Here is a 21,747-nt window from a genome sequence, read left to right as displayed (position 1 = left end):
CGCACCCGGGCGCATCACACCGCCTCCCCCGGGTGCGGTGCCCCCGATGGCAGGTGCGGGGCGAACTGCCGGGCGCCGTGCAGCCAGTCGACCTTCCCGTACAGGTCGTCCTCGGACAGCTCGCGCAGCATCGCATTGCGCTGCCGGGCGGCTTCGCCCGCCGGATGGTAGAGCTGGGTGCCCATCTCCCGGGCCAGGAGCTGGATGCGTGCGGTGCGCTCGCCTCGCTCGGCGCTGTACTTCTCCAGGCGCTGGGCCACATCGTCAGCTGCCGTGACCTCGGCGAGTACCGCTCCCAGCACGACGGCGTCCTCCAACGCCTGGCATGCGCCTTGGGCCGCGTACTGGAGCATCGGATGGGCGGCGTCGCCCAGGAGGGCCACCCGGCCCTCCGTCCAGCAGCCGGCCGGGTCGCGATCGCACAGCACCCACTCCCGCCAGCCCTCGCCGAGTTCGAGGAGACGGCGCGCGGTGGAGCCAAGGCGCGTGAAACGGTCCAGGACGGTCTGCCGGTGGGCGTGGCGGCTCGTCACCGGTAACCGGGCTCCGTCGTCGATGGTCGCGGCGAGGTTCAGGTAGTCGCCGCCACCGATGATGTAGTGGACGAAGTGCCAGCGCGGGCCGGCCCACAAGGTGACCGCGTTCCAGCGCAGTTCCTCCGGGACCCTGGCGATGGGTATCACCGAACGGTAGATGGTGTGGCCGGAGACCCGCGGGGCGCCGTCGCCCACCAGTTGCGCGCGGACAGCCGAGTGGATGCCGTCCGCGCCGATCAGCAGATCGCCGGTGAAGACACGGCCGTCCCTGGTGCGGGCGCTGACGTCGGTGCGCTGCTGGCTGTAGCCGTGTACGGCGGCGCCGGGCACCAGGGTGATGGCGTCGGCTGCGAGGCACGCCAACAGCAGCGGCTGGTAGAGGTCGCCGCGCTGCACCACCGCGTAGGGGTTGCGGAACCGTCTGCGGTATCGCTCGGTCAGCGGCATCACGACGACCGCTTCGCCCGTCGTGCCGTCCATGAGGCGCAGTTCGTCGATGAATACGGCCCGCTCGCGTACCGCGTGGCCCACGCCCAGGAGGTCCAGGGCGTAAAAGGCGTTCGGGCCGAGCTGGATGCCCGCGCCGGTCTCGCAGAAGGTTTCCTGGCGTTCCAGGACGGTGACGTGGTGTCCGGTGCGGGCCAGGGCAAGGGCGGTGGCCAGGCCGCCGATGCCGCCGCCGGCGATGATTGCGTGTGCCATGTCGCTGTCCTTGGTCCCTTCTCGTCTTGTCGGACGCCGCGGGCCCCGGTTCGCCCTCAGGCGTCATCGGCCCCGGATGCGGGGAGCGGGTCTGGCCGCAGAGTGTTGGGGAGCAGGGAGGCGATGATGCGAGGTCCGTCCTGGGTCAGGACGGATTCGGGGTGGAACTGCACCGTGGCGAAGTGCCGGCCCCGCAGGCCGTGCACCTCGCCGGTGTGCGGGTCTTGGCTCACCGCCACCCGGCCGGCCAGGGGGTGCTCGAGGTGTTCGTCCTTGGTGTGCGCCGCGAAGGTGTTGTAGAAGCCGACGCGCTCGCGGCGTCCGAAGAGGTCGATCTCGCGCTGCACACCTTGGTTGGGGACCGGGCGGCGGCGCAGACGCAGGCCCAGCAGCCCGCTCACCACCTGGTGGCTCAGGCACACCGCGAGCAAGGGGTGCTTTTGTGCGAGGAGTTGGTGCGCCGCAGCCCTGAGGGCTGCGATCTTGGGGTGGCCCGTGTCGCTGGGATCGCCCGGTCCGGGGCCCAGCACCACCAGGTCGTGCGCCGTGGCCTCGTACGCCTCGTCGAAGCGGCGCACGGTGACTTCGGCGCCCAGGGCCTGGAGCTGGTGGCCGAGCATCAGCGTGAAGGTGTCCTCGGCGTCGATCACAAGGACCCGGCGCCCGGCGAGTTCGGTGCCCGCGCAGCCTTGGCTGTCCGCCGCGTCCAGCCAGAATCCGGCGACGGTTTCGTTGCGGCGGGCCAGGGCTGCGCGGACCTGCGGGTGCTCGGCGAAGCGGCTGGGGCCCGGCCCGGTCAGGGCGGTGAGCAGCCCGGCCGCCTTGGCGCGGGTCTCGCGCGCCTCGGCCTGGGGGTCGGAGTGACGTACCAGGGTCGCCCCGGCGCCGATGCTCAAACGGCCGTCGGCCGCGATGTCGGCCGTCCGGATCAAGATCGCGGAGTCGAGGGCCCGGGATCCTGACGCGTCGCTGCCGATGAGAGCTGCCACGCCGCTGTAGTAGCCGCGCCCGGCCGTCTCGTGGCGGCTGATCACCCTGGCTGCGTTCTGCAGGGGCGCGCCGGTGACCGTCGGGGCGAACAGGGTCTGTCGCAGGATGTCGCGGACGTCTTGGCCGGTGCGCCCCTCGATGAGGTACTCGGTGTGCGCGACCCTTGCCATCTCCCGCAGATACGGGCCGATCAGCCTGCCGCCGGAGGGGCAGATGCGGGCCATCATCTTCAGCTCTTCGTCCACGACCATGTAGAGCTCGTCGGATTCCTTCCGGTTGGACAGGAAGGACATCACGCCCTCGAAGGTGGCGCCGCCGGGGGGATAGCAGTAGGTGCCGCTGATGGGATTCATGACCGCGGTGCCCTCGCGCACGCTGATGTGCCGTTCGGGGGTGGCGCCCACCAGGATCCGGTCGCGGGTGTGCACGAGGAAGGTCCAGTAGGCGCCCGCCTCGCGTTCCAGGAGCCGTCGGAAGAACGACAGGGCGCCGACGACGGAGAAGTCCGGCAGCCACGCGGTGAACGCCCGCTTGATCACGAAGTTCGCGCCTTCTCCGGTGCCGATCTCTTCGGTGATCACCCGGCGCACGATGTCGGCGTACTGGTCGTCGGAGAGCTCGAATCCGTCGGAGTCGACCTTGACGGGGTCGTTCGGCAGCCGGTGCAGGGCCGCGGGGAGCGGCAGTTGCTGTTGCCCGGTGACACTCAGCGCGATCAGTGGCGTCTGGTCGTCGAGGACCGCGAAGCCGCGCTCCTTGATCTGCCGGTAGGGCACCAGGGCAAGCAGCTCGTGGACGCCTGCCGCGGCGGGCGCGTCCCCCAACGGCAGGTCGGCCAGCGTGGCGTAGGCGGCCGCGTCGCCCAGCAGCACCTCCAGGGTGTTGCCGGTGGTGGCCTCCGGGCGGTGCAGCAGGGCGAAGGTGGTGGCGGTGCCCTCCAGTATCCGCTCGAGCAGGTCCGGTTCCTCGTCGCGGGGGCCGGCGGCGGGCGGGTTGGTGCCGGTCAGCATGGCGTGTGTGCCGTTGCGGCCGTGAGGGCGTCGCACAGCCGGGCCGTGGGGAGGACGGCGGCGCAGCGCTGGGCCGCGTACTGCAGCGCCAGCCGGTGGTGGTCGGCGGAGAAGTCCGCGACGGCGTCGGCCGCCACGAACGGCTGGATGTCGTGGCTGAAGGCCTCCATCGCCGACATCAGCACACCGACGTGCGCGTAGAGACCGCAGATGATGAGCTGGTCGCGGCCTGCTGCGCGCATGCGTTGCAGCAGGTCCGTCTTGAAGAAGGCGCTGTAGCGCCATTTGGTGAACAGCCAGTCATCGCCTGCGGGTTCCAGGCCCGCGACGATGCGGCGGTGCTCGGGCGAGGTGCGCATCCCCGGGCCCCAGAAGTCGCCGAGCAGTCCGCGCTGCAGCGCGCTCATGCCGCCGGGCTGTGCGGTGTAGGCGACCGGGACGCCGGATTGTGTGCAACGCCGGCGCAGCGAGGCCGCGTTGTGCAGGAGCGGGAGGCGGGGCGAGGCCTGCTGCGGGAACGGCTTGAGGAAGTACTGCTGCATGTCGTGAATGAGCAGCACGGCTCGTTGCGGGTCAGGTTGCCAGTCGACGACCGCGGAAGGAAGCTCGGTCGGCGCGGGCATCGGGTAGGGCTCGATGGGCGGTATGCCTGCCATGCGACGGCGGTCCTTTCAAAAAAGGGGGGAGGGTCGGCTACAGCTGGACTCCGAGGGCGGCCCCGCCGTCGACGGTCAGGGCGTTCATCGTGATATGCCCGGCCTGGTCCGACAGCAGGAACGCTGCAGCGTGGGCGATGTCCTGCGGCCGGGCCACCTTGCCCAGCGGAATGCCGACCTTGTAGGCGGCCGGGTCGCCCGTCACGCTTGCGGTGGCCGCGCTGCCGTCGGGGTGCATGCCGTGCAGCATGGGGGTGTCCGTCGAGCCGGGGGCGATGAGGTTGCAGCGGATGTTGTACTGGGCGACCTCCAGGCCCAGGCATTTGGTGTAGGCGATCGTGGCCGCCTTGGATGCCGCGTAGGCGGCCATGTTCCAGCGGGCGGTGCCTGCCGCGTTGGAGGCGATGGTGACGATCGCGCCCCGGCGTCGGGCCACCATGCGGTTGACCACCGCTCGGGACATCAGGAACACGCCGTCGGTGTTGACCGCGAAGGTGGTCCGCCAGTCTTGGTCGCTGAGGTGTCTGGCCTCGCCGAGGCGGAGTACTCCGGCTGCGTTCGCCAGGTAGTCGATGGGTCCCCGTTGCTGTTCCACCGTGCTCACCACGGCCTCGACCTCGGTGGGTGAGGTGACGTCGGCCGCGTGGCCGTGCACGGGCAGGCCTTCGGCGGCGAGCTTGCCGGCGGTGTCCCACAGCTGGTCGGTGTCCAGGTCGACGGCGGCGACCGGGGTGCCCTGTTCGGCGAGCAGGCGTGCCAGGGCTGTGCCGATGCTGCCGGCCGCGCCGGTCACCAGGGCGACGCCTCGCTCCGCTGCGTCGTTCACGGTGCTGCCTGCGCCGTCGCCGGACGCAGCGGGTGAGCGGTGTCTGCCGGCTCGCCCGTGTCGCGCGCGGCGGCGATCTTCAGTTGGCGCACGAGCATGAACAGGCCGTAGGTCACGATGAGTGCGATCAGCGGGGCGCCGACGATGTAGGCCCAGACATGCCGGATGCCGTGCCGGCGCCCTTCAACGATCATGTAGGCGGCCAGTGCCGCCCAGACGAGCACCAAATCGGCGTAGACGAACTGGGTCGCCAGGTTTGATGTCGCATCGCGCAGGAAGTTCTCTATGACGCCGAAGAAGCCGGCGTCCGCGTTCTGGACGACGAAGACAACGGCCATCGTCCCCATGATGGCGAAGCCGATGACGGCGGACAGCCCGTACAGAAGGCACAGTGCACGGTCTCTTCCCTGTACTTCGACAAGACGCATCGCGTTGTCCCTTGGAAGCGGGCGGCCTTGAGGGGCCGCTACCCGGAGTCACTCGCGGCCGTCGGTCACGAGCCGCCTTCGCCACGGTCGGTGCGCGCACTCAAGAAGCGCTTGGAATCGGATGGAGGTCGCGTGGGGGGCGGCCGCTTCTCCGGCGCGTTCGCTGATCGGTCGGGGGCGCAGAGCCGGGGCGGGGCGGGGCGGGCGTCGGCATGCGGTTCAGGTGCCGGCAGCGGCCTCGGTCGTGGCGGCGAGGTCGCGTACGCCGTCCCGTGAGCCGCCCTCGCCCGTGCTCTGGCAGGCGTCGTCCTCAGCCGATGTGAGCGGGGCCCCGCATGGTGCCCGAGGCCCGGTAGAGGAGGATCGCCCACACCGTCTGGGCCCGGATGTCCTAGCTCAGACACCAGCCGCAAAGTAGCGATCCGCCCCTGGGGGTCAGCTGTCGACGGGTGTCGCTGCTGGGTTGCGGGTCTTGTGTACGGCGCCGGCGGACACTTTGACGGCGGCGGCGATCTTGGCTCGAGGCAGCCCCGGCCAACTCCCGGTGCCTGTGGCTGCGGACGGCGGGCCGTGAGGACGGTCTGTTCGGCGCTTGGCTGCGGGGCGGCCGGGGCGGCCTCGGGGGCGGCGGTGCCGGCGCCTTCGGGGAATACGACCAGGTAGTGGTCGCCGTAGACGCTGTCAAGGATCTTGTCCCGGCCGTTGCCGGGACTCAAGTCCCGCTCCAGGGACGCCGGAGCGAGGCTGTGCAGTCTGTGCGGGGTCCAGGTCTTTGCCGATCCATCGCATCGCAGCACTTCCCGGGGGAAGACGTGATCCAGCGCAGAACCGTCCTCGATACGAGGGCCGCCCGCACCGGCGCCAGCGGCGGTGCGGGCCTCCGGGTGGCCGCCGCGGCCGGCCGCGCACCGGCCACCGGCGCGGGCCCGAGCGGCCATGCGCAGTGCGCGCAGGCGATGGCGGTGCTCCAGGTGCTGCAGGCGGTCTCCGGCCGGCGCGTCGTGGTCGAGCAGACCAACCAGCTGAGCGTGGCCGCCTCGATCGGCCGGCACAGCGCTCATGGGCCCCAGAGCAGCGACGGCTCCCCCATGGACCGCATCACGCCCGGGCCTGCTCGCCTCGGAGAGAGCTCGCGAGGTGGCGTGGAGCGGATCGGGCGTGCGGCGGGTCATGAACGGGCGGGAGGTGATGAGCTCCCGAAAATCGCCGGGCGGATTGGGAGAGGCAGGCGTTCCGGCGCCAGGCCAGGGGGTGCGCCCGGTGGCTGGCAAGGGCGTCCAGGTACACCTAGGCCACCGGGACATGGACGTCGCTGCCGGCCTGCCGGGACATCTTCGGGATCGAGCCGATGCCGAGTGCGGCGCTGATCAGGACCTGGCCGAGCGCGGCGGCGACAACGCCGCCCTCGACGCCATCGCGCCGTTCCTCCTCGGCCGGGTGCGGGCCACTTCCCGTACCTGCTGACCACCTTGGCGGGCAGGGGCCTTGGCATCGGCCACGCCGTACGGACGACACCACGCTGCAGATCCTCAGCGTCTTGGGCGTCCTGCTCATCCCCACGATCCTCGCCCGCCCGGCGTGGAACTGGCGGGCGTTCAGGGGACACCCGGGGAGCCGCCATCTCAGCCACTCCTGAGAGGAGCGCGCATGAAACCGGTCGAACGCCGTCTGGTGCGGGAACTGCCGGTGCTGCGGCGCCACTTGACGCGCTCCGCGGCCACGGCTTTCCTCGCCGCGGGGCTCATCGTGGCCCAGGCGACCCTGCTGGCGACCGTCCTCGCCGACGGCTTCACCGGGGACCCGGTCGGCTTCGGGCTGCCCCTCGCGCTGGGCGCCGTCGTGGCCGGGCGCGCCCTGCTGGCCTGGGCACGCGGTGTCCTCGCGCACCGCGCCGCGGCCGACGCCAAGCACGAGCTGCGCGACCGGCTCACGGACCGGCTCAGCCGCACCGCACCGCTGCGCCTGGCGGCGCGCAGCCATGGTGCGACGGCCACCCTGCTGCTGCGCGGACTCGATGCCCTCGACCCCTACGTCGTCGGCTCCCTGCCCGCGATGACGGCCGCCGCCGTGGTGCCCGCCACGGTCCTTGGCTGGCTGTTCGTGACCGACTGGCCATCGGCGCTGATCATCGTCGTGACGCTGCCGCTGATCCCCCTCTTCGGCGCGCTCGTGGGCAAGCACACGGCCCGGCGCACCGCCCGGCAGTGGCGCCTGCTCGCCCGGCTCGGCGGTCATTTCCTGGACGTCGTGGCGGGGCTGCCGACGCTGCGCGCGTTCGGCCGCGAGGAACACCAGGCCCGGCAGATCGGCGAGATGGCCCAGGCCCACCGGCGAGCCACCATGCGCACCCTGCGCGTGGCGTTCCTCTCCTCGCTTGTCCTGGAGACGGTCGCGACCCTGGCCGTGGCGCTGGTGGCGGTGCCCATCGGCCTTCGGCTGCTGCACGGCACGGTGGACCTACGGACCGCTTTGATCGTGCTGTTCCTGGCCCCCGAGGCCTACCTGCCGCTGCGGGCGATGGGCGCCGCCTTCCACGAGAGCGCAGAGGGCATCACGGTGGCCGAACAGGTCTTCGCGACCCTCGACGAGCACGAGCACGAGCACGAGCAGGAGCAGGAGCAGGAATACGAGAACGAGCACGGGCACGGGGCGGGTGCCGGGCACACGGCCGGCCGCCGTGCCCCGACGCCCGACGCCTGTAGCGCCCTGGTGCGCTTGCACGAGGTCACCGTCCGCTTTCCGGGCCGCACCGCCCCCGCCCTGGACCACGTCTCGTTGCACGTCTCCCCCGGTGAGCACATCGCCCTGGTCGGCCCCAGCGGCGCGGGCAAGTCCACGCTGCTCGCCCTGCTCCTCGGTTTCGTGACGCCGTCGGCGGGCCGCATCACGGTCGCCGGCACCGATCTGAGGTGCCTGGACCCCGACGACTGGCGCACCCGCCTCGCATGGGTGCCCCAGCGTCCGCACCTGTTCGCGGCCACCGTCGCGGACAACATCCGCCTCGGGCGCCCCGACGCGAGCCGGGCCGAGGTGCGCCAGGCGGCCAGGGACGCCCACGCCGAGCACTTCATCCAGGCGCTGCCCCGGGGCTTCGACACGCCGCTCGGCGAGCACGGCGCGGGCCTGTCCGCAGGTCAGCGCCAGCGCATCGCGCTCGCCCGCGCCTTCCTCAAGGACTCCCCCGTGCTGCTGCTCGACGAGCCCACCGCGCACCTCGACGGCGAGAGCGAGGCTGCCGTCACCCGCGCCACCGCACGCCTGATGCGCGGCCGTACCGCGATCGTGGTGGCCCACCGCACGAGTCTGCTGCCCTATGCCGACCGGATCCTCACCGTGCGGGCCGGTCGCCTCGAGACTCCCCAACTGGTGCCCACCCAAAGGCCGGTGTCCTGATGACCCTGCACATGGCGGCCCTGAGCCGCGCAGACTCCCGCCCGGCGGCCGCCTCCCCCGGCCGGCCGCCGGGCGGGGCCCGCCCGACCCTGCGCCTGGCGCGCCACCTGGTGCCGTACTGGCGCAGGCTGCTGCCCGCCGCCCTGGCCGCGGCCGGCAGCGAGCTGGCCGCGGCCGCGCTCATGGCCACCGCGTCATGGCTGATCTCGCGGGCCGCGCAGCATCCGCCGATCGCCTCGGTGAGCCTGGCGATCGTCGCCGTACGCGCCCTGGCGCTGGGACGCGGAGCCCTGCGCTACAGCGACCGGCTCCTTGGCCACGACGGTGTGCTGCGGGCCGTCGCGGGCTTCCGCGGCCGGGTGTACGGGGCCCTGGTGCCGCTCGCTCCCGCGGGCACGCCCGCCTTTCGCAGCGGCGACCTGCTGACCCGCCTCGTCGACGACGTCGATGCCGCCCAGGACCTGCTCCTGCGGATCATGCTGCCGGTCACCGCCGTCGCCGCGGTCGCTGTCGCCGCCACCACGACGGCCACGGTGCTGCTGCCCCAGGCCGGCATCCTGCTCGCGCTGCATCTCGCCGTGGCCGCCCTGCTCGTCCCCGCGGTGGTGCTCGCCGTGTCCCACCGCACCGGGCGGGCACAGGCGGCGGCACGGGCCGAACTCGCGGCGAACGTCGTGGACTTGACGCAGGGTGCGGCGGACCTGGCCGCGTACGGCGCCCGGGGCCGCGCTGCCGATCGCGCTCGCCGCGCCACCTTGCGGATCGCCCGCCTGGAGCGGCGCCGAGCCCGGACCACCTCGCTGGCCTCGGCCGTGCTCCTGCTGCTCCAGGGCACGGCCCTGCTCACCGTCGCCCACAGCGCGCTGCGCGCTGTAGGTGACGGGCGTCTTTCGGCCGTGTACCTCACGGTTCTCGTGGTCCTGGTCCTGGTCTCCTTCGAGGCCCTGGAGCCGCTGCCCGCTGCCGCGTTCCGCCTCGCCGAGGTGCGCGCCCGCGCGAGCCGGCTCGCCGACCTCTTCGACACACCGGCCCCGGTCACCGAGCCGGATGTCCCCGCCGTGCTGAGCGTCGACGGGCCGCTCGGCGTGCACATCAAAGACCTGACGGTACGTCATCAGCCGGAAGGGCCACCGGCCCTGGACCGGCTGAGCCTGCACCTGCCGCCCGGACAGCGCACTGTCCTGCTCGGTGCCAGCGGCTCGGGAAAGTCGACCCTGATCGCGGCGCTCATGCGGTTCGTCCCCTACCAGGCCGGGAGCATCCAGGTCGCCGGGCGGGAGCTGCGCGACTGTGCGGGACGCGACGTGCGGCGCGCGATCACCGGCATGACGCAGGACGCCCACCTCTTTAACGCCACGATCCGGGCCAACCTGCTCCTGGCCCGGCCGGGCGCCACCGACGCCGAGCTGGACGACGCGGCCCGCAGGGCCCGGATCCTGGACTGGATCAGGTCGCTGCCCGACGGCTTCGACACGCTCATCGGCCAGGACGGCGCCCAGGCGTCGGGCGGCCAGCGCTGCCGGCTGCTGCTGGCCCGCGCGCTGCTCGCCGATCCGCCGGTCCTCGTCCTGGACGAGCCCACCGAGGGGCTCGACCCCGACACGGCGGCGGCCGTGCTCGCCGACATCCTCGACGCCACCCGTGGCCGCACCACTGTCCTGGTCACTCATGGACGAGAGGGCCTCACCGGCGCCGACCAGATCGTCACGCTCGACCGGGGCCACATCCGCCTCTGAGTGAGCGAAGACAGAACTCGGCGGCCGGCAGCCGGCGGCCCTCCTGCCGGAGCCGGCCGGATCGTCGCCCGTGTCTGGCATCGGCGCCGACCAGGCCACCGCCGGCTTTCGCCACCGCCCGGCAGGCGCCGCTTCACCTGTCGTTTCAGCACCCGTACTCAGGCCCGGGCCGCCGCCTCGATCGTCAGGGCGAGATCACGTACGCCGTCCCCGTCCGCGCTCTGGCATGCCTCCTCGCAGCTTGCGCCGAGCACTACCCGCGGGGGTTTCACGCCGCCCGCCGCGATCTGCCGGGCGATCTCGTAGGCGATGGCTCCCGCGCCGGAGAAGCCGCCGAGCACCAGCGGATCGCCCGCCTCGCGCAGCAAGCGCAGCGCCTTGGCGTACTCCTCGGCGTTGTCCACCGTGGGCCTGATCGAGGCCAGCGCCTGCGGTCCGCCGTACAGCGCGACGAGTCCGGTGTGGCACCGTCCCGGCGCCCCGGGCGGGGTGATGAGACAGACCGTGCCGGCGCCCGGCGCCATGGCCGCGCGCAGCGGGAGCACAGGGCTCGACGCCGCGCCGAAGTGTGCCGGGCGCTCGTGCGTCCGGGGCGCGTCGGCACCGCTCAGGGTGGAGAGGACCTCCGCCACGGTGGTCCTCTCGCCCGCCGTGTGCGGGAGCTCGCGCAGCAGGCGGGCGCTCTGTGCGAGCATCGCCGCCGCCTTGTCGTCCTCGATGCGCACGCGGTCGTGCACTGAGGTGAGCACCAGGCCGCCGTCGTCGGCGTGGTGGGCGAGGGCGCCGATCGAGAACGTGCTCGGCCCGGGCAGCGGGCAGGGGGTCTCGACGTGAATGCCCTGCGCGGCGAGCGCGGGGGCGAGGCCGTCGGCGTGGCGCCATCTGCGCTCGAACACCAGCAGGGTTTCGGTGAGTTCGGCGCTCGCTGCCCTGCCGAGCCAGTGGTGGATCTGGCCTGCCGAGACCCACTCGTACGCTGCCATGTCCAGTGTGCGGTCGCGCAGCGACCGCAGCAGCCGTGGCACGGTGGACGCCGGGTCGACCTCGACGAGCATCGGCTGCGGGTTGGCGAAGGGGCCCGGGATGCGCTCGCTGCCCTCCAGAGGGATGCCGCGCCCGGACACGCTCACGCCGAAGCCGACCGGGGCGGGGGCGAGGGAGGTGCCGGACGCCCGGTACAGCAGCATCGCCCACACCGCCTGCAGGGCGCTGCTCTCGGTGGTGCCCCAGCGGGCCGCCCACTCGACGAGCCTGGTGGTCTCTTCACAGGTCAGCCGAGCGCGGCTGCGGCCCGTGCCGGCCTGGCCCGTCGCCTGGCCGGGCCTTGCGCGCAGCAGAGTGGCGGGGGTGCGCCGCGGGCCCGCCGTCCAGAAGTGCCGGGCGGTCGAGGGGTCCTGGCCGTCTCGCCAGCACGTGTAGTCCCTCAGGTCGGGGCGGCGCTCACCGCCGGGGAGCGCGCCTCCGGCGAGGTAGGCGCGGTAGAACTCCTGGATCAGGACGCGCACGCTCCAGTTGTCCAGCAGCGCCCGGTGGTAGGTGAGCACGACATCGGTGGGCGGGGTGTAGCCGGTGTCCTGGGGCTCGCCCGCCAGGAGGTCGGCACGCAGCAGTGCGGGGCGGCGCAGGTCGAAGCCCCGCTCGCGTGCGCGGTCCATGAGCCGGGTGAGCTCGGTGTGGTGGGCCTCGTCGGCTCCGGTGGGCACGGATCCGTACGGATGGCGTACGACATCGGGGGCCGACCGGTCGAAGAGCACGGCCCGGGGGTGCGGGTCCCAGGCGAAAGCGGTGCGCAGCACCGTCTCGTGGTCGAAGACGGATTGCCAGGAGGCGGTGAACCGGCGGGTGTCCAGGGGGCCGTGCCAGCGCCAGGTCAGCTGCTCGATGTGGTGGGCCGGGTGAGCCGCGGCGTCGGCGAGCAGTTCGCGCTGCAGCGGGGTCACCGCGATGTGGTGCGTCAGCGGCCCGTGGGCGGCTGCGGCCTTGCCGCTGGGCCGGTGCGCTGTGCTCGCCTCGTGGTGTGCCGGAGCTTGAGCCGGGGCCGCAGGTGTGCCGGTGAGCAGGTCGGCGAGGAGTCCTGCCGGGTAGGGGTCCGACTTGCCGGCCCGCCGGGGAATCGTGAGGGTGTGGTGGGCGGCGTCGACGGCGCGCAGTACGGGCCGCTCGGGTGGTGGCCCCGGGCATCGGGCGGCGATGTGGTCGAGTGCGGCCTCAAGGGCGGTGGTTTCCAGCGGCCCCAGGAGTTCCAGTGCCAGGCTCTCCAGGTCGAGGATCGCCGTCAGCGATGTGGCCGAGGGATGCTCGGTTGTCATCGGCTCTCCCTCTCCTGTGCGAGCTGCTCTGCGAGCGTGGAAACCCGAGTACGGAGGGGGTGGGCCCTCGCCTCGCGTCCCTGTCATCGCCGTCGCGTTCCACGCTACTGGCGCCGCAGGAGCAGTGCCGGATTCCTCAAGTCGCCCTGGACGGCTCCGCGAACCGCTCTGCGCCCAGGTCGGTCCTGGCCGAGGCCGGCGGGCCGGGTTTGCGGCACAGCACTTGTGAAGCCCCCGCGTACACACCGAGGTTGAGGTGGGTGTCGCCGTGGGCCGTGCGGGGGTGGAAGAGCACGGACTGGGGGCCGAGCCGGTGCACGAGGGCGGCCTGGTGAGCGTGGGCGACGAGGCTGCGGTGGGTGAGCCGCACGCCCTGGGGCCGTCCGGCCCTGCCCGCACGAAACCGCACGCAGGTCACCGCGTCGAGGTCGCTGCCGGCCACCACGGGGTCATCCGCCATGCCCTGCAGGGCGCACGGCAGGGTGATCGTCCCCGTGGGGAGGGCCCGGCGGTCGGCGTCGATGACGACGACGGTGTGGAGCCGCGGCAGCCGCCCGCGCAGCCCGGTCAGCAGCGCGGCGGTGGCGGCGCAGACAAATGCGATCTCGATCTCGGCGGCCGTGAAGATCTGCTGCAGGGGTGCTTGCCCCAGCCGCGGGCTGATCAGTGCGAAGGTGTGCCCGCTGCGGCTGGCACCGTAGTAGGCGGCGGCGAAGGCCGGGGTGAGGCCACCGGCGACCCCCACAACGGCACCTGCGTCCCTGGCGGTTGCCCGGATGTAGTGGGCGACGCGGTCGCTGTGCCGGTCCAGTTCCGCGAAAGTGCAGGTGCCGGACTCGGTGGTGAGGGCAGCCCCGTCGGGATCTCGGATGGCTGCCCAGCGCGGCAGGCCGTCGAGCGGAATCTGCGGGCAGGCGGGTCCTGGCACCGTGTGGCCTCCTCATCGCCGAGTGGTACGGCCTGTGGGGCACACCGTCGGTGGCTGCGCTGGAGGAATTTTCAAAGACCGCTCGACCCGGGGGCGGCTCGCGTCTGCCGTGGCGGTCCTGCCGGGCCGGCGCCTGCTGGGGGCCCAAGCGCTCACAGCACCCGCACCGCGCACTGCGTGTGCTTCTTGGCCAGGGCCAGGGCCAGGACGCGGGCGCCGCCACGGCCGAGGGTCTCGCGCGCATGGCGGCGGGCCCCTGCCGTGTCGGTGCCCTCTTTGCGCGCCTGCTCGATGGTTTCCCGGCACAGCACGGCGTCCTGGTGGGCGCTGACGGTCACCCCTCTCTCGTCGGGGATGAGCGACCACTCCCCCGTGTGGGCGCTCATCAGCCCAGAGGCCGTCAGCTGCTTGGAGACGATGAGTCCGGCGTGCGGGAAGCAGATCCGTAGCGACCGGGTGGTCCGCACGGAGCCGTCAGGTTGCGTGGTGTCCATGGTCACGGCCTGCACCCCCGGCTCGTCCTCCACCACATCGGCCCGGATCACGCCGGGCACACGGCCCGGCCAGTCCTGGACGCGGTAGAGGAAGTCGTAGACCGGCTCGGCCGGGCCCTCGATCCGCACCGAATCGTCGAAGGACAGCGCCAGCTCATCCAGCCTGGGCCAGAGTTCGGCGGCCGTGCGCAGACTCTCCAGCACGGCGGCCGGATCGCCGGCCGAGGTGGTGAAGTGGTAGCGCAGCTCCAGCCTTGAGCGCTGCGCGGCGAGCGGTACGACGCTCCACACGCCGCTCACAGGGTGCTCGGGAGCCGTCGGCTGCTCCTGGCGGAACTCCACCTGGCGCAGCTCGGGGGCGAGCGTGCGGAGCGAAGTGAAGGAGTCCGCCCGGCCGTTGGCGGTGGACCACACCCTGGTGCGCTCACGCCTGCCGTCGAATTCCAGCTGCTCGACGTGGACGGCGCTCTGCAGATGGAGGGGCCAGCTCGGGGAGTCGGTGAGCAGAGCGTAGACCACTCCCGCCGGAGCCTGGATGGTTACTTCGTGGGTCCTGCTGTGCACCCTCTCGACACTCATCGGCCTCGGCACCCTTCTCTCCGTGCGGCTCTGGTGCGCTGAGGAACACCGGTCGGGCGATGCTGTCTCCTCAATCTGCCCTGGCCCACTTGAGAAGCGCTCGAGGCGGCCGGCGGTGACCAATGCCGCATGCCGGATATGGGGGGCCGCGTCGCGGGGTGCGGTCGGGGCTGCCGCGACGGGGCCCTGACCGCTCGAGGGATACTCGAGCGCAAGTAGCGACACTCGCGCTATGTGGATCATCGCCGGACTCACCGGGACGTTAGCCATCGTTCTCCTCCCGGCCTTTCTCGGACGCCGTCTCCTTGGCATCAAGGCCGGGCCGCTGCGGATCGCGGTGGCAGGCGTCGTCGGGATCTCCGTCTCGGGGTCACTGCTCGGGCCCCAGCTGCAGAATGCGGATCGTCGGCACATCATGCTGTCGCTGATGATCGGGATAGGGCTGCTGACGGCCATGGTCACGCTGGTCTCACTGCGGGAGCTGCTGCCTGCCGGCAGCGGACCGTTGGACCTGGTACGCGGGGTCCGGGGGCGGATCGCACGGGGGCGCCGCTATACGCACATCGCCAAGATCGCCGGCCGGCACGGTCTGGGGCCCTACTTGCGCGGGCGCAGGGCCGTCGAGAGCGCGGGGGCGCCCCATCAGCTGCTGGCGCAGGAGTTGCGGCAGGCCCTGCAGGCCGGCGGGGTCACCTTCGTGAAGCTCGGCCAGCTGATGTCGACCCGGCGGGATCTGCTGCCGCAGCCGTATGTGGAAGAGCTGAGCCGGCTGCAGGACCAGGTCGCGCCCGCCTCCTGGCCGCAGGTCGAGGAGACGTTGATCGCCGGGCTGGGGATGGATCCGGGGCAGGCCTTCGCGGAGTTCGACCGGCTGCCGCTCGCGGCGGCCTCCATCGCGCAGGTGCACGCCGCCGTCCTGCACGACGGGACCCGGGTCGTCGTCAAGATCCAGCGGCCCGGCATCCAGGAGCTCGTCGAGCGGGATCTGGACATCGTGAACCGGCTCGCGGCCACGCTGCAAAGTCGTACCAACTGGGGCCGGAGCCTGGGCCTGATGGAACTGGCCCGCGGGTTTGCGGTCGCGCTGCGCGAAGAGCTCGACTTCCGCATCGAGGCACGCAACATGACAGCCGTGCGGATGGCGGCCCAGGCGCGCGGCGACTGGAGCGTCACCGTGCCGCAGGTGTACGAACAGCTGAGCACCGCGCGGGTGCTGGTGATGAGCCGTGTCGACGGCGTCCCCCTGGGCCAGGTGGCGCCCGGCAGCGCGGAACTCGGGGAGAAACTGGCCGGCACGCTGCTCACGGCGCTGCTCAACCAGATCATGCAGGACGGGGTGTTCCATGCCGATCCCCACCCCGGAAACATCATGGTGCTGCCCGACGGCACCCCCGCACTGCTGGATTTCGGTTCGGTGGGCCGCATCGACACGGGGTTGAGGGCCTCCATGGCCGGGCTGTTCCTGGCGGTCGACCGGGGAGATCCCACCGCGCTGTGCGATGCGCTGCTGGAGGTGACCAACCGGCCCGAGCAGGTCGACGAGCAGCGGCTGCGGCGGGCGCTGGGGCACTTCAGCGCCCGCTATCTCGTCCATGGCGGTGCCCAGGACGCGGCGATGTTCACCGAACTGTTCCGGCTGATGACGGACTTCAGGCTGGCCGTTCCGCCGGAGATCGCGGCCGTGTTCCGGGCGCTGGCCACGATGGAGGGCACCTTGACCCGGCTGTCGGACGGCTTCGACATCGTGGAGGCCTCCCGTGCGTACGCCGCGACGCAGTTCGCCCGGCAGCTGAGCCCCGGGACGGCGGGCGAGACGGCCCGCGAGGAGCTGGTCGCGCTGCTGCCGGTGCTGCGCCGGCTGCCGCGGCGTCTGGACCGGATCAGCGGGGCACTGGAGGAGGGCCGGCTGGGGGTGAACGTGCGGCTGCTCGCCGACCCGCGGGACCGGCGCGTGATAGGCGAGCTGCTCAGCCGGGTGCTGCTGGCGTTCCTCGCGGTCTTCTTCGGCATCGCCGGGGTGCTGCTGCTCCTCGGCTCGAAGGGCGGGCCCGAGGTCGCCACCGGTCTTGGGCTGTACGCCTTGATCGGCTACCACCTGCTGCTGCTCTCCGGCGTTCTGGTGCTGCGCACCGTCTACACGCTGGCCCGGCCGCCGGCCTGAGGCCCAGCGCACGAGCTGAAGCCCGCGTACGAGTGATCCTCGATCCGGTGCCACGAGAATCGGCCGCTCGCCTGACGACAGGAAGGGACCGACCGATGAGCCAGGTACGGCATATCGACGTGCATCACCACTTCATCCCCGAGTTCTACCGCGAGATCGCCGAGCGGGCCGGTCATGCGCTCTCCGGCGGCGCGCCGATACCGTCGTGGACGCCGGGGCAGAGCCTGGCGATGCTCGACGATGCCGGGATCGAGCGCGCGTTGCTCTCGATCGCCCCGCCGGGGGTGTACTTCGGTGATCCGGCGGCGGCGGCCGAGCTGGCGACCCGGTGCAACGATCACCTCGCCGGGCTGGTCAAGGAGCATCCCGGCCGCTTCGGCGGGTTCGGGGTGCTGCCCCTGCCCGACGTCGGCGCCGCTCTCGCCGAGATCGACCGGATCTTCGACGTGCACCGCCTGGACGGTGTGGGGCTGTACACCAATGTGGCCGGCCGCTACCTCGGCGATCCCGCGTTCGAGCCGGTCTTCGCCGAGCTGGACCGGCGCCGGGCGGTGGCTTATCTGCATCCGGCCGAGCCGCCGGTCAACCCTGCCCCCGGGCTGGGGCTGCCGGGCTGGTACGGCGAGTTCGTGTTCGACACGACCAGGGCGCTGTCGCAGATGATCGTGCGGGGCACGCTCAGCCGCCACCGTGATGTCTCGCTGATCGTGGCGCACGCGGGCGGCACCGCGCCGGCCATCGTCCAGCGGATCGAGAACGTGCGCCGCACGACGCCGGGCGCCGCGCAGGAGACCTCCCTCGACTTCTTGCGGCGGATCTACTTCGACACGGCCAGCTGCGGTGCGGGACACGGGCTGCGGCTGGTGCGTGACCTGGTGGGCGCCGAGCGCATCCTGGTCGGTTCCGACTACCCGTTCGTGCCGCCGCACTCGGTGGGGGCGCTGACGAAGAACCTCGCCGATCCGCGTTTTCTGGGCGTGGGGCCGGCCACCTTGCGGGAGAACACGCTCCGTCTCTTCCCCCACCTGGGCTGACACCACGTCAAGAGCCGGGGGGGAGAGCGGAGCGGGCCTCAGGGGCGGGGGCGGCAGGGACGGGTCACAGGCCCAGGCGCCGGGTGAGCGGCCGCCGGGCCAGGAGCAGGCCCGCGCCGACGGCGAGCACGATCAGGCCGAGCGTGAGGAAGTAGCCGGGGCCGGGAACGTCGTCGCCGGAGATCTTCAGTGCGTTGCCGCCCAGCCCTCCGCCGAGTGCGCCGGAGAGCCAGAACAGTGACACCATCTGGCTGACGAACGTCGCGGGGGCGATGGCCGTGGTGGCGCTCATGCCCACCGGCGCGAAGGACACCTCGCCCGCCGCCAGCAGCAGGTACGCCACGATCAGCCAGAGGGGGGAGACCAGTTCACCTCCCGAGGCGGACAGGGCCGCCAGGGACATCACCAGGTAGGCGGTGCCGGTGCACGACATGCCGATGGCGTACTTCACGGCGGTGGAGATGCGGGATCCGGCATGTGTCCACAGCCAGGCGAAGAAGGGGGCGGTGATCAGGACGAAGAGGGGGATTGCGGCATGGAACCAGCTTGCGGGCACGGTGGTGCCGAACATCTGACGGTCGGTGGACTCCTTGGCGAACAGAGTGAAGACCGAGCCGCCCTGCAGGAACATCGCCCAGAAGACCGCCGAGGCCGCGAAGAGCCAGATGTAGGTCTTGACCCGGGTCCGCTCGTCGGCGCTCAGCAGCGGGTTGCGGATCAGACGGGTGAAGCAGTAGACGGGCAGGACGACGCACAACAGGCCGATGAGCGCCATGACATGGCCGATCTGGAACGAGCCCAGGGCCGCGTCCGCGCCGTAGACCAGCACGAGCAGCGCGCCGCCGGTCAGGGACGCGCGCCGCACCCGGTCGCGCTGCAGGGGGGTGGCCGCCCGCTCGGGCACCCGGCCGACGTCGCCGAAGTGGCGGGAGCCGCGTACGTACTGCAGCAGGCCGGCGGCCATGCCGGCCGCCGCGAGGCCAAAGCCCAGGTGCCAGTTGACGCGTTCCCCGACGACTCCCACCACGATCGGTGCCAGGAGTGCGCTGACCTGGACGCTCATGTAGAAGATGGAGAAGCCCGCGTCCCTGCCCGCGCGGTCCTCGGGGCGGTAGAACGCGCTCAGGAGGCTGGCCATGTTGGGCTTGAGGAGCCCGGTGCCCGCGGCGATCAGCAGCAGGCCGGGGTAGAAGAAGCCGGGGTGGGGGACGGCGAGGCACAGGTGGCCGAGCCCGATGGTCACCCCGCCGTAGAGCACCGCCCGGTAGGAGCCGAGGATGCGGTCGCCCAGCCAGCCGCCGGGCACGGAGGTGAGGAACACCGAGGCCATGTAGAGGCCGAAGAGGAGTGTGGCGTCGGCCTTGCTCAGGCCCATGCCGCCGCCGGATGTCTCCTCCGTGGCGTACAGGACGAGGATCGCCGTCATCCCGTAGAAGCTGAACCGCTCCCACACATCTGTGCCGAACAGGGTGTTGAACCAGCGCGGCCGTCCCAGCAGTCCGGTCTCTGCGGACTGCTGGGCGGCCTGTGGCCCGACCGGTGCGATCGCCATGGTTCCTCCGTACGTCTCCGGGGCAGGGAGCGAGGTTGGTACGGGTGCACCGAGGACGGCTCAAGAGCGCCTCAAGAGCGCCGGGGGGCTCAGAAGTACACCGGGGAGCGCTCGTCGGTCCGGGTGCGAAACGCCCACCACTGCATGGCCTGGAAGGCGAGCAGCACCGGCAGCACCAGCAGCATCAGGGGGCCGACCAGGCCCAGGGTGTCGGGGTGTGCGGCGGCTTCGGCGAGCGAGAGGTTTTCTCCCTCGTAGGTGCTCATCACCGTCTGCGGGAAGCGGCCGATGCCGATCGCCAGGACGGGAAGGCACGCGGCGAGGCCGCTGAACACCGGGGCGCCCGGGCTGTCGGACGCCACGAGCCGTGCTGCCAGCAGCGCGGAGGTTATCGCGGCCACCGCGATCAGCACGGCGGGCAGCGCGTTGGGCACGCCGTCCCGGGTCCTGGCGTCGAAGGCGGCAGCCAAGAGTGTGAGCAGCCCCAGCCCCGCTGCCGCGGTGCCCAGCCGCGCGGTCAGTGCCGCGGCCCGTTCGGCGACCGGGCCGCTTGTCCTTCGGGCCAGGAACACGGCGCCGTGCAGGGCCAGGACGGCTACGGCGGTCAGCGCGGAGGCCGCGGGTACGGGGCGCAGCAGCAGGTCGAGGGAGGGGCTCAGGTGCCCGTCCTTGACAGGCAGTGCGCCGAGTACCACTGCGCCCAGGGCGCCCCACATGAGGGCCAGGGTCACGCAGGCGGCCTGGAGGAAGAGGTCCCAGCGCCGCCGCCAGCCGGGCGTCGGCACGCGGCGGCGGAACTGGATCGCGGCGTGCCGCAGGACCAGTGCGGCGACGGCCACGACGATCAGGGGGGCCATGCCGCTGACGACGGTGGACTCCAGGCCGGGGAATCCGCCGAGTGTGATGCCCGCGGCGGCCACCAGCCAGACTTCGTTGCCGAGGAAGAACGGTCCGGTGGCCGCGTCCACGGTGCGGCGCTCGGCGTCGGTGCGGGCCAGGAGGCGGCCCACCATTCCGGTGCCGATGGTGATGCCGTCCAGGACGAGATAGCCCGTCAGCAGCAGGGCGAGCAGGGCGTACCAGATGTTGTCCCACATGGTGTGCGCCTTTCAGTAGGTCAACTGGGGTACGTCTGCGGGCTTCTCGTCGGGTGCCGGGGGCGCCGCTCCCAGCTGCGTGCCGTCGGGCCCTTTCCGGGCGAAGCGGATCAGCAGGGCCCAGTCGACGAGCGTGAGAGCCGCGACCAGTACGCCAAAGACCAGGAGCGAGGTGATGGCGCCGCCGAGGGTCAGTCCGGGGGTGACCGCTTCCTCGGTCTTGAGCACTCCGTAGACGGCCCAGGGCTGGCGGCCGGCCTCGCGGAAGATCCATCCGGCGGTGCTTGCGAGGTAGGGCAGGACCACCGCGGCGCTGAGCAGCCACAGCAAGATGCGGCGGCGGATCAGGTTCCGTTTGATCAGGAACAGCGTGGCGAGGAGGGTGAGGACCATCATCACGCCCCAGCTGGAGATCATGAAGCTCTCGGCGGTCTTGACGTAGTCGGGGGGGAAGTAGTTGTCGGGCCCGAACTTTTCAGTGAATTCCTTGGCCTGGGCCTCCGCGTCCTTGTTCCCGGGACCGAATTTGGTCGGGGTGTCCTGGGCCACCACCTGGAACAGGCTCGCCCCCATGACTCCGGTGATCATGGCCATGACCGCGGCGACGGGCAGGGCCAGCTTCATCGACGACCAGAAGAACTCCGTGTGGGCGGTGCGCTTGCGCAGGTGCCAGGCGCTGACCGCGACGACGAAGAAGGCGCCGGTGGTCAGCGCGCTGGTCAGGACGTGCACCGTCGCGGAGCTCGCGTTGGTGTTCTGAAAGAGGGTGGCGGCATCGATGGGGACCATCTCGCCGTCCTTGGTGCGCGTGCGCGCCGGGTTCTGGAGGAATCCGTTGGCGGCCATGACGAAGAAGACCGAGGCGTAGGCGGTCAGCGCCACCAGCCAGATCAGTACGGTGTGGGCGGTGCGGCCAAGGCGGTCCCAGCCGAAGATCCAGATGCCCAGCAGGGTGGACTCGGCGAAGAACGCCACCAGGGTCTCCACCGCCAGGGGTGCGCCGAAGACGTTGCCGGCGGCATGGGTGAGTCCGCTCCAGTTCAGTCCGAACTGGAACTCCATCACGATGCCGGTGCCGATGCCCAGGGCGTAGTTGATCAGATAGAGCTGTCCCCAGAACCTGGTCTGTGCGCGGTGTTTGTCCTTGCCGGTGATCGCCCAGCGCGTCTGCATGACGACGAGGAAGGTGACCAGGCCAAGGGTGAGCGAGACGAACAGGTAGTGCGCGATGGCGGTGAGGGCGAATTGGAGCCGTGCGAGGGTGAGCACGTCGTCCACGAGGGTCTCTCCTTGTGCAGCCGAGCATGGGGAAGGGG

16 protein-coding genes are annotated in these 21,747 nt (G+C 71.8%); 4 read left to right on the top strand and 12 right to left on the bottom strand.

Features of this window, described 5'->3' with window-relative positions; translation table 11 throughout:
- Positions 1 to 14: 14 nt before the first annotated feature.
- The 6 genes from AB0I94_RS34820 to AB0I94_RS34795 form a co-directional block, all read right to left on the bottom strand.
- Positions 15 to 1,238 carry a 3-hydroxybenzoate 6-monooxygenase gene (locus AB0I94_RS34820; protein ID WP_363313740.1) on the bottom strand — a complete coding sequence of 408 codons (1,224 nt, stop codon included), beginning with the start codon at positions 1,236 to 1,238 and terminating at the stop codon, positions 15 to 17.
- A gap of 56 nt (positions 1,239 to 1,294) precedes the next feature.
- Positions 1,295 to 3,238 carry a chorismate-binding protein gene (locus AB0I94_RS34815; protein WP_363313815.1) on the bottom strand — a complete coding sequence of 648 codons (1,944 nt, stop codon included), beginning with the start codon at positions 3,236 to 3,238 and terminating at the stop codon, positions 1,295 to 1,297.
- On the bottom strand, positions 3,232 to 3,894 hold the full coding sequence (locus AB0I94_RS34810; RefSeq protein WP_363313739.1) for an isochorismatase family protein: 663 nt from the start codon (positions 3,892 to 3,894) through the stop codon (positions 3,232 to 3,234). The genes AB0I94_RS34815 and AB0I94_RS34810 overlap by 7 nt, the downstream gene beginning before the upstream one ends.
- A 37-nt stretch (positions 3,895 to 3,931) precedes the next feature.
- Positions 3,932 to 4,720, bottom strand: coding sequence for a 2,3-dihydro-2,3-dihydroxybenzoate dehydrogenase (locus AB0I94_RS34805; RefSeq protein ID WP_363313738.1), 789 nt, complete (start codon positions 4,718 to 4,720; stop codon positions 3,932 to 3,934).
- Complete coding sequence (locus AB0I94_RS34800) at positions 4,717 to 5,148, bottom strand: DUF2834 domain-containing protein (protein WP_363313737.1); 432 nt, start codon at positions 5,146 to 5,148, stop codon at positions 4,717 to 4,719. The genes AB0I94_RS34805 and AB0I94_RS34800 overlap by 4 nt, the downstream gene beginning before the upstream one ends.
- A 1,287-nt stretch (positions 5,149 to 6,435) precedes the next feature.
- A complete protein-coding gene (locus tag AB0I94_RS34795; protein ID WP_363313736.1) occupies positions 6,436 to 6,702 on the bottom strand; it encodes a hypothetical protein in 267 nt (88 codons plus the stop codon).
- A 93-nt stretch (positions 6,703 to 6,795) separates the two neighbouring features.
- On the opposite strand from AB0I94_RS34795, the gene cydD reads away from it, so the two are divergent.
- Together cydD and cydC are read left to right on the top strand one after the other, a co-directional pair.
- Entirely contained in the window at positions 6,796 to 8,541 is a 1,746-nt protein-coding gene (cydD, locus tag AB0I94_RS34790; protein ID WP_363313735.1) for a thiol reductant ABC exporter subunit CydD, read from the top strand.
- Positions 8,541 to 10,277, top strand: a complete 1,737-nt coding sequence (cydC, locus tag AB0I94_RS34785; RefSeq protein WP_363313734.1) for a thiol reductant ABC exporter subunit CydC — start codon at positions 8,541 to 8,543, stop codon at positions 10,275 to 10,277. Before cydD ends, cydC begins: the two co-directional genes overlap by 1 nt.
- Before the next feature lie 158 nt (positions 10,278 to 10,435).
- On the opposite strand, the gene AB0I94_RS34780 is transcribed toward cydC, so the two are convergent.
- The 3 genes from AB0I94_RS34780 to AB0I94_RS34770 form a co-directional block, all read right to left on the bottom strand.
- Positions 10,436 to 12,586 (bottom strand): condensation domain-containing protein, encoded by a 2,151-nt coding sequence (locus AB0I94_RS34780; RefSeq protein ID WP_363313733.1) that lies wholly within the window; start codon positions 12,584 to 12,586, stop codon positions 10,436 to 10,438.
- Between the two features lie 136 nt (positions 12,587 to 12,722).
- Positions 12,723 to 13,514 carry a class I adenylate-forming enzyme family protein gene (locus AB0I94_RS34775; RefSeq protein WP_363313732.1) on the bottom strand — a complete coding sequence of 264 codons (792 nt, stop codon included), beginning with the start codon at positions 13,512 to 13,514 and terminating at the stop codon, positions 12,723 to 12,725.
- A gap of 152 nt (positions 13,515 to 13,666) precedes the next feature.
- On the bottom strand, positions 13,667 to 14,587 hold the full coding sequence (locus AB0I94_RS34770; RefSeq protein ID WP_363313731.1) for an aromatase/cyclase: 921 nt from the start codon (positions 14,585 to 14,587) through the stop codon (positions 13,667 to 13,669).
- A 232-nt stretch (positions 14,588 to 14,819) separates the two neighbouring features.
- Here AB0I94_RS34770 and AB0I94_RS34765 point away from each other — a divergent pair, with 232 nt between their 5' ends.
- Both AB0I94_RS34765 and AB0I94_RS34760 read left to right on the top strand, forming a co-directional pair.
- Positions 14,820 to 16,748: an AarF/UbiB family protein gene (locus AB0I94_RS34765; RefSeq protein ID WP_363313730.1), complete on the top strand. Its 1,929-nt coding sequence runs from the start codon at positions 14,820 to 14,822 to the stop codon at positions 16,746 to 16,748.
- 95 nt (positions 16,749 to 16,843) lie between these two features.
- Positions 16,844 to 17,782, top strand: a complete 939-nt coding sequence (locus AB0I94_RS34760) for an amidohydrolase family protein (RefSeq protein ID WP_363313729.1) — start codon at positions 16,844 to 16,846, stop codon at positions 17,780 to 17,782.
- A gap of 64 nt (positions 17,783 to 17,846) precedes the next feature.
- Here the strand turns inward: AB0I94_RS34760 and AB0I94_RS34755 are convergent, their stop codons facing one another.
- The 3 genes from AB0I94_RS34755 to AB0I94_RS34745 form a co-directional block, all read right to left on the bottom strand.
- Positions 17,847 to 19,334, bottom strand: a complete 1,488-nt coding sequence (locus AB0I94_RS34755; RefSeq protein WP_363313728.1) for an oligopeptide:H+ symporter — start codon at positions 19,332 to 19,334, stop codon at positions 17,847 to 17,849.
- 89 nt (positions 19,335 to 19,423) lie between these two features.
- Positions 19,424 to 20,431: a cytochrome d ubiquinol oxidase subunit II gene (locus AB0I94_RS34750; RefSeq protein ID WP_363313727.1), complete on the bottom strand. Its 1,008-nt coding sequence runs from the start codon at positions 20,429 to 20,431 to the stop codon at positions 19,424 to 19,426.
- A 12-nt stretch (positions 20,432 to 20,443) separates the two neighbouring features.
- Positions 20,444 to 21,709, bottom strand: coding sequence for a cytochrome ubiquinol oxidase subunit I (locus AB0I94_RS34745; protein WP_363313725.1), 1,266 nt, complete (start codon positions 21,707 to 21,709; stop codon positions 20,444 to 20,446).
- Positions 21,710 to 21,747: the final 38 nt, after the last annotated feature.

The organism is Streptomyces sp. NPDC050147, assembly GCF_040660195.1.
In the GTDB taxonomy this organism is placed as follows: domain Bacteria; phylum Actinomycetota; class Actinomycetes; order Streptomycetales; family Streptomycetaceae; genus Streptomyces.
The sequence above is the reverse complement of the archived record's forward strand: the minus strand, read 5'-3'. Positions and strand labels throughout refer to the sequence as shown.

What these genes read in the sequence shown, in the direction of transcription:
- AB0I94_RS34760 (WP_363313729.1), top strand. Translation starts at nt 16,844, where the DNA reads ATGAGCCAGGTACGGCATATCGACGTGCATCACCACTTCATCCCCGAG.
- AB0I94_RS34795 (WP_363313736.1), bottom strand. Translation starts at nt 6,702, where the DNA reads ATGAGCAGGACGCCCAAGACGCTGAGGATCTGCAGCGTGGTGTCGTCC.
- cydD (WP_363313735.1), top strand. Translation starts at nt 6,796, where the DNA reads ATGAAACCGGTCGAACGCCGTCTGGTGCGGGAACTGCCGGTGCTGCGG.
- AB0I94_RS34810 (WP_363313739.1), bottom strand. Translation starts at nt 3,894, where the DNA reads ATGGCAGGCATACCGCCCATCGAGCCCTACCCGATGCCCGCGCCGACC.
- AB0I94_RS34780 (WP_363313733.1), bottom strand. Translation starts at nt 12,586, where the DNA reads ATGACAACCGAGCATCCCTCGGCCACATCGCTGACGGCGATCCTCGAC.
- AB0I94_RS34770 (WP_363313731.1), bottom strand. Translation starts at nt 14,587, where the DNA reads ATGAGTGTCGAGAGGGTGCACAGCAGGACCCACGAAGTAACCATCCAG.
- AB0I94_RS34820 (WP_363313740.1), bottom strand. Translation starts at nt 1,238, where the DNA reads ATGGCACACGCAATCATCGCCGGCGGCGGCATCGGCGGCCTGGCCACC.
- AB0I94_RS34755 (WP_363313728.1), bottom strand. Translation starts at nt 19,334, where the DNA reads ATGGCGATCGCACCGGTCGGGCCACAGGCCGCCCAGCAGTCCGCAGAG.
- cydC (WP_363313734.1), top strand. Translation starts at nt 8,541, where the DNA reads ATGACCCTGCACATGGCGGCCCTGAGCCGCGCAGACTCCCGCCCGGCG.
- AB0I94_RS34750 (WP_363313727.1), bottom strand. Translation starts at nt 20,431, where the DNA reads ATGTGGGACAACATCTGGTACGCCCTGCTCGCCCTGCTGCTGACGGGC.
- AB0I94_RS34800 (WP_363313737.1), bottom strand. Translation starts at nt 5,148, where the DNA reads ATGCGTCTTGTCGAAGTACAGGGAAGAGACCGTGCACTGTGCCTTCTG.
- AB0I94_RS34815 (WP_363313815.1), bottom strand. Translation starts at nt 3,238, where the DNA reads ATGCTGACCGGCACCAACCCGCCCGCCGCCGGCCCCCGCGACGAGGAA.
- AB0I94_RS34765 (WP_363313730.1), top strand. Translation starts at nt 14,820, where the DNA reads ATGTGGATCATCGCCGGACTCACCGGGACGTTAGCCATCGTTCTCCTC.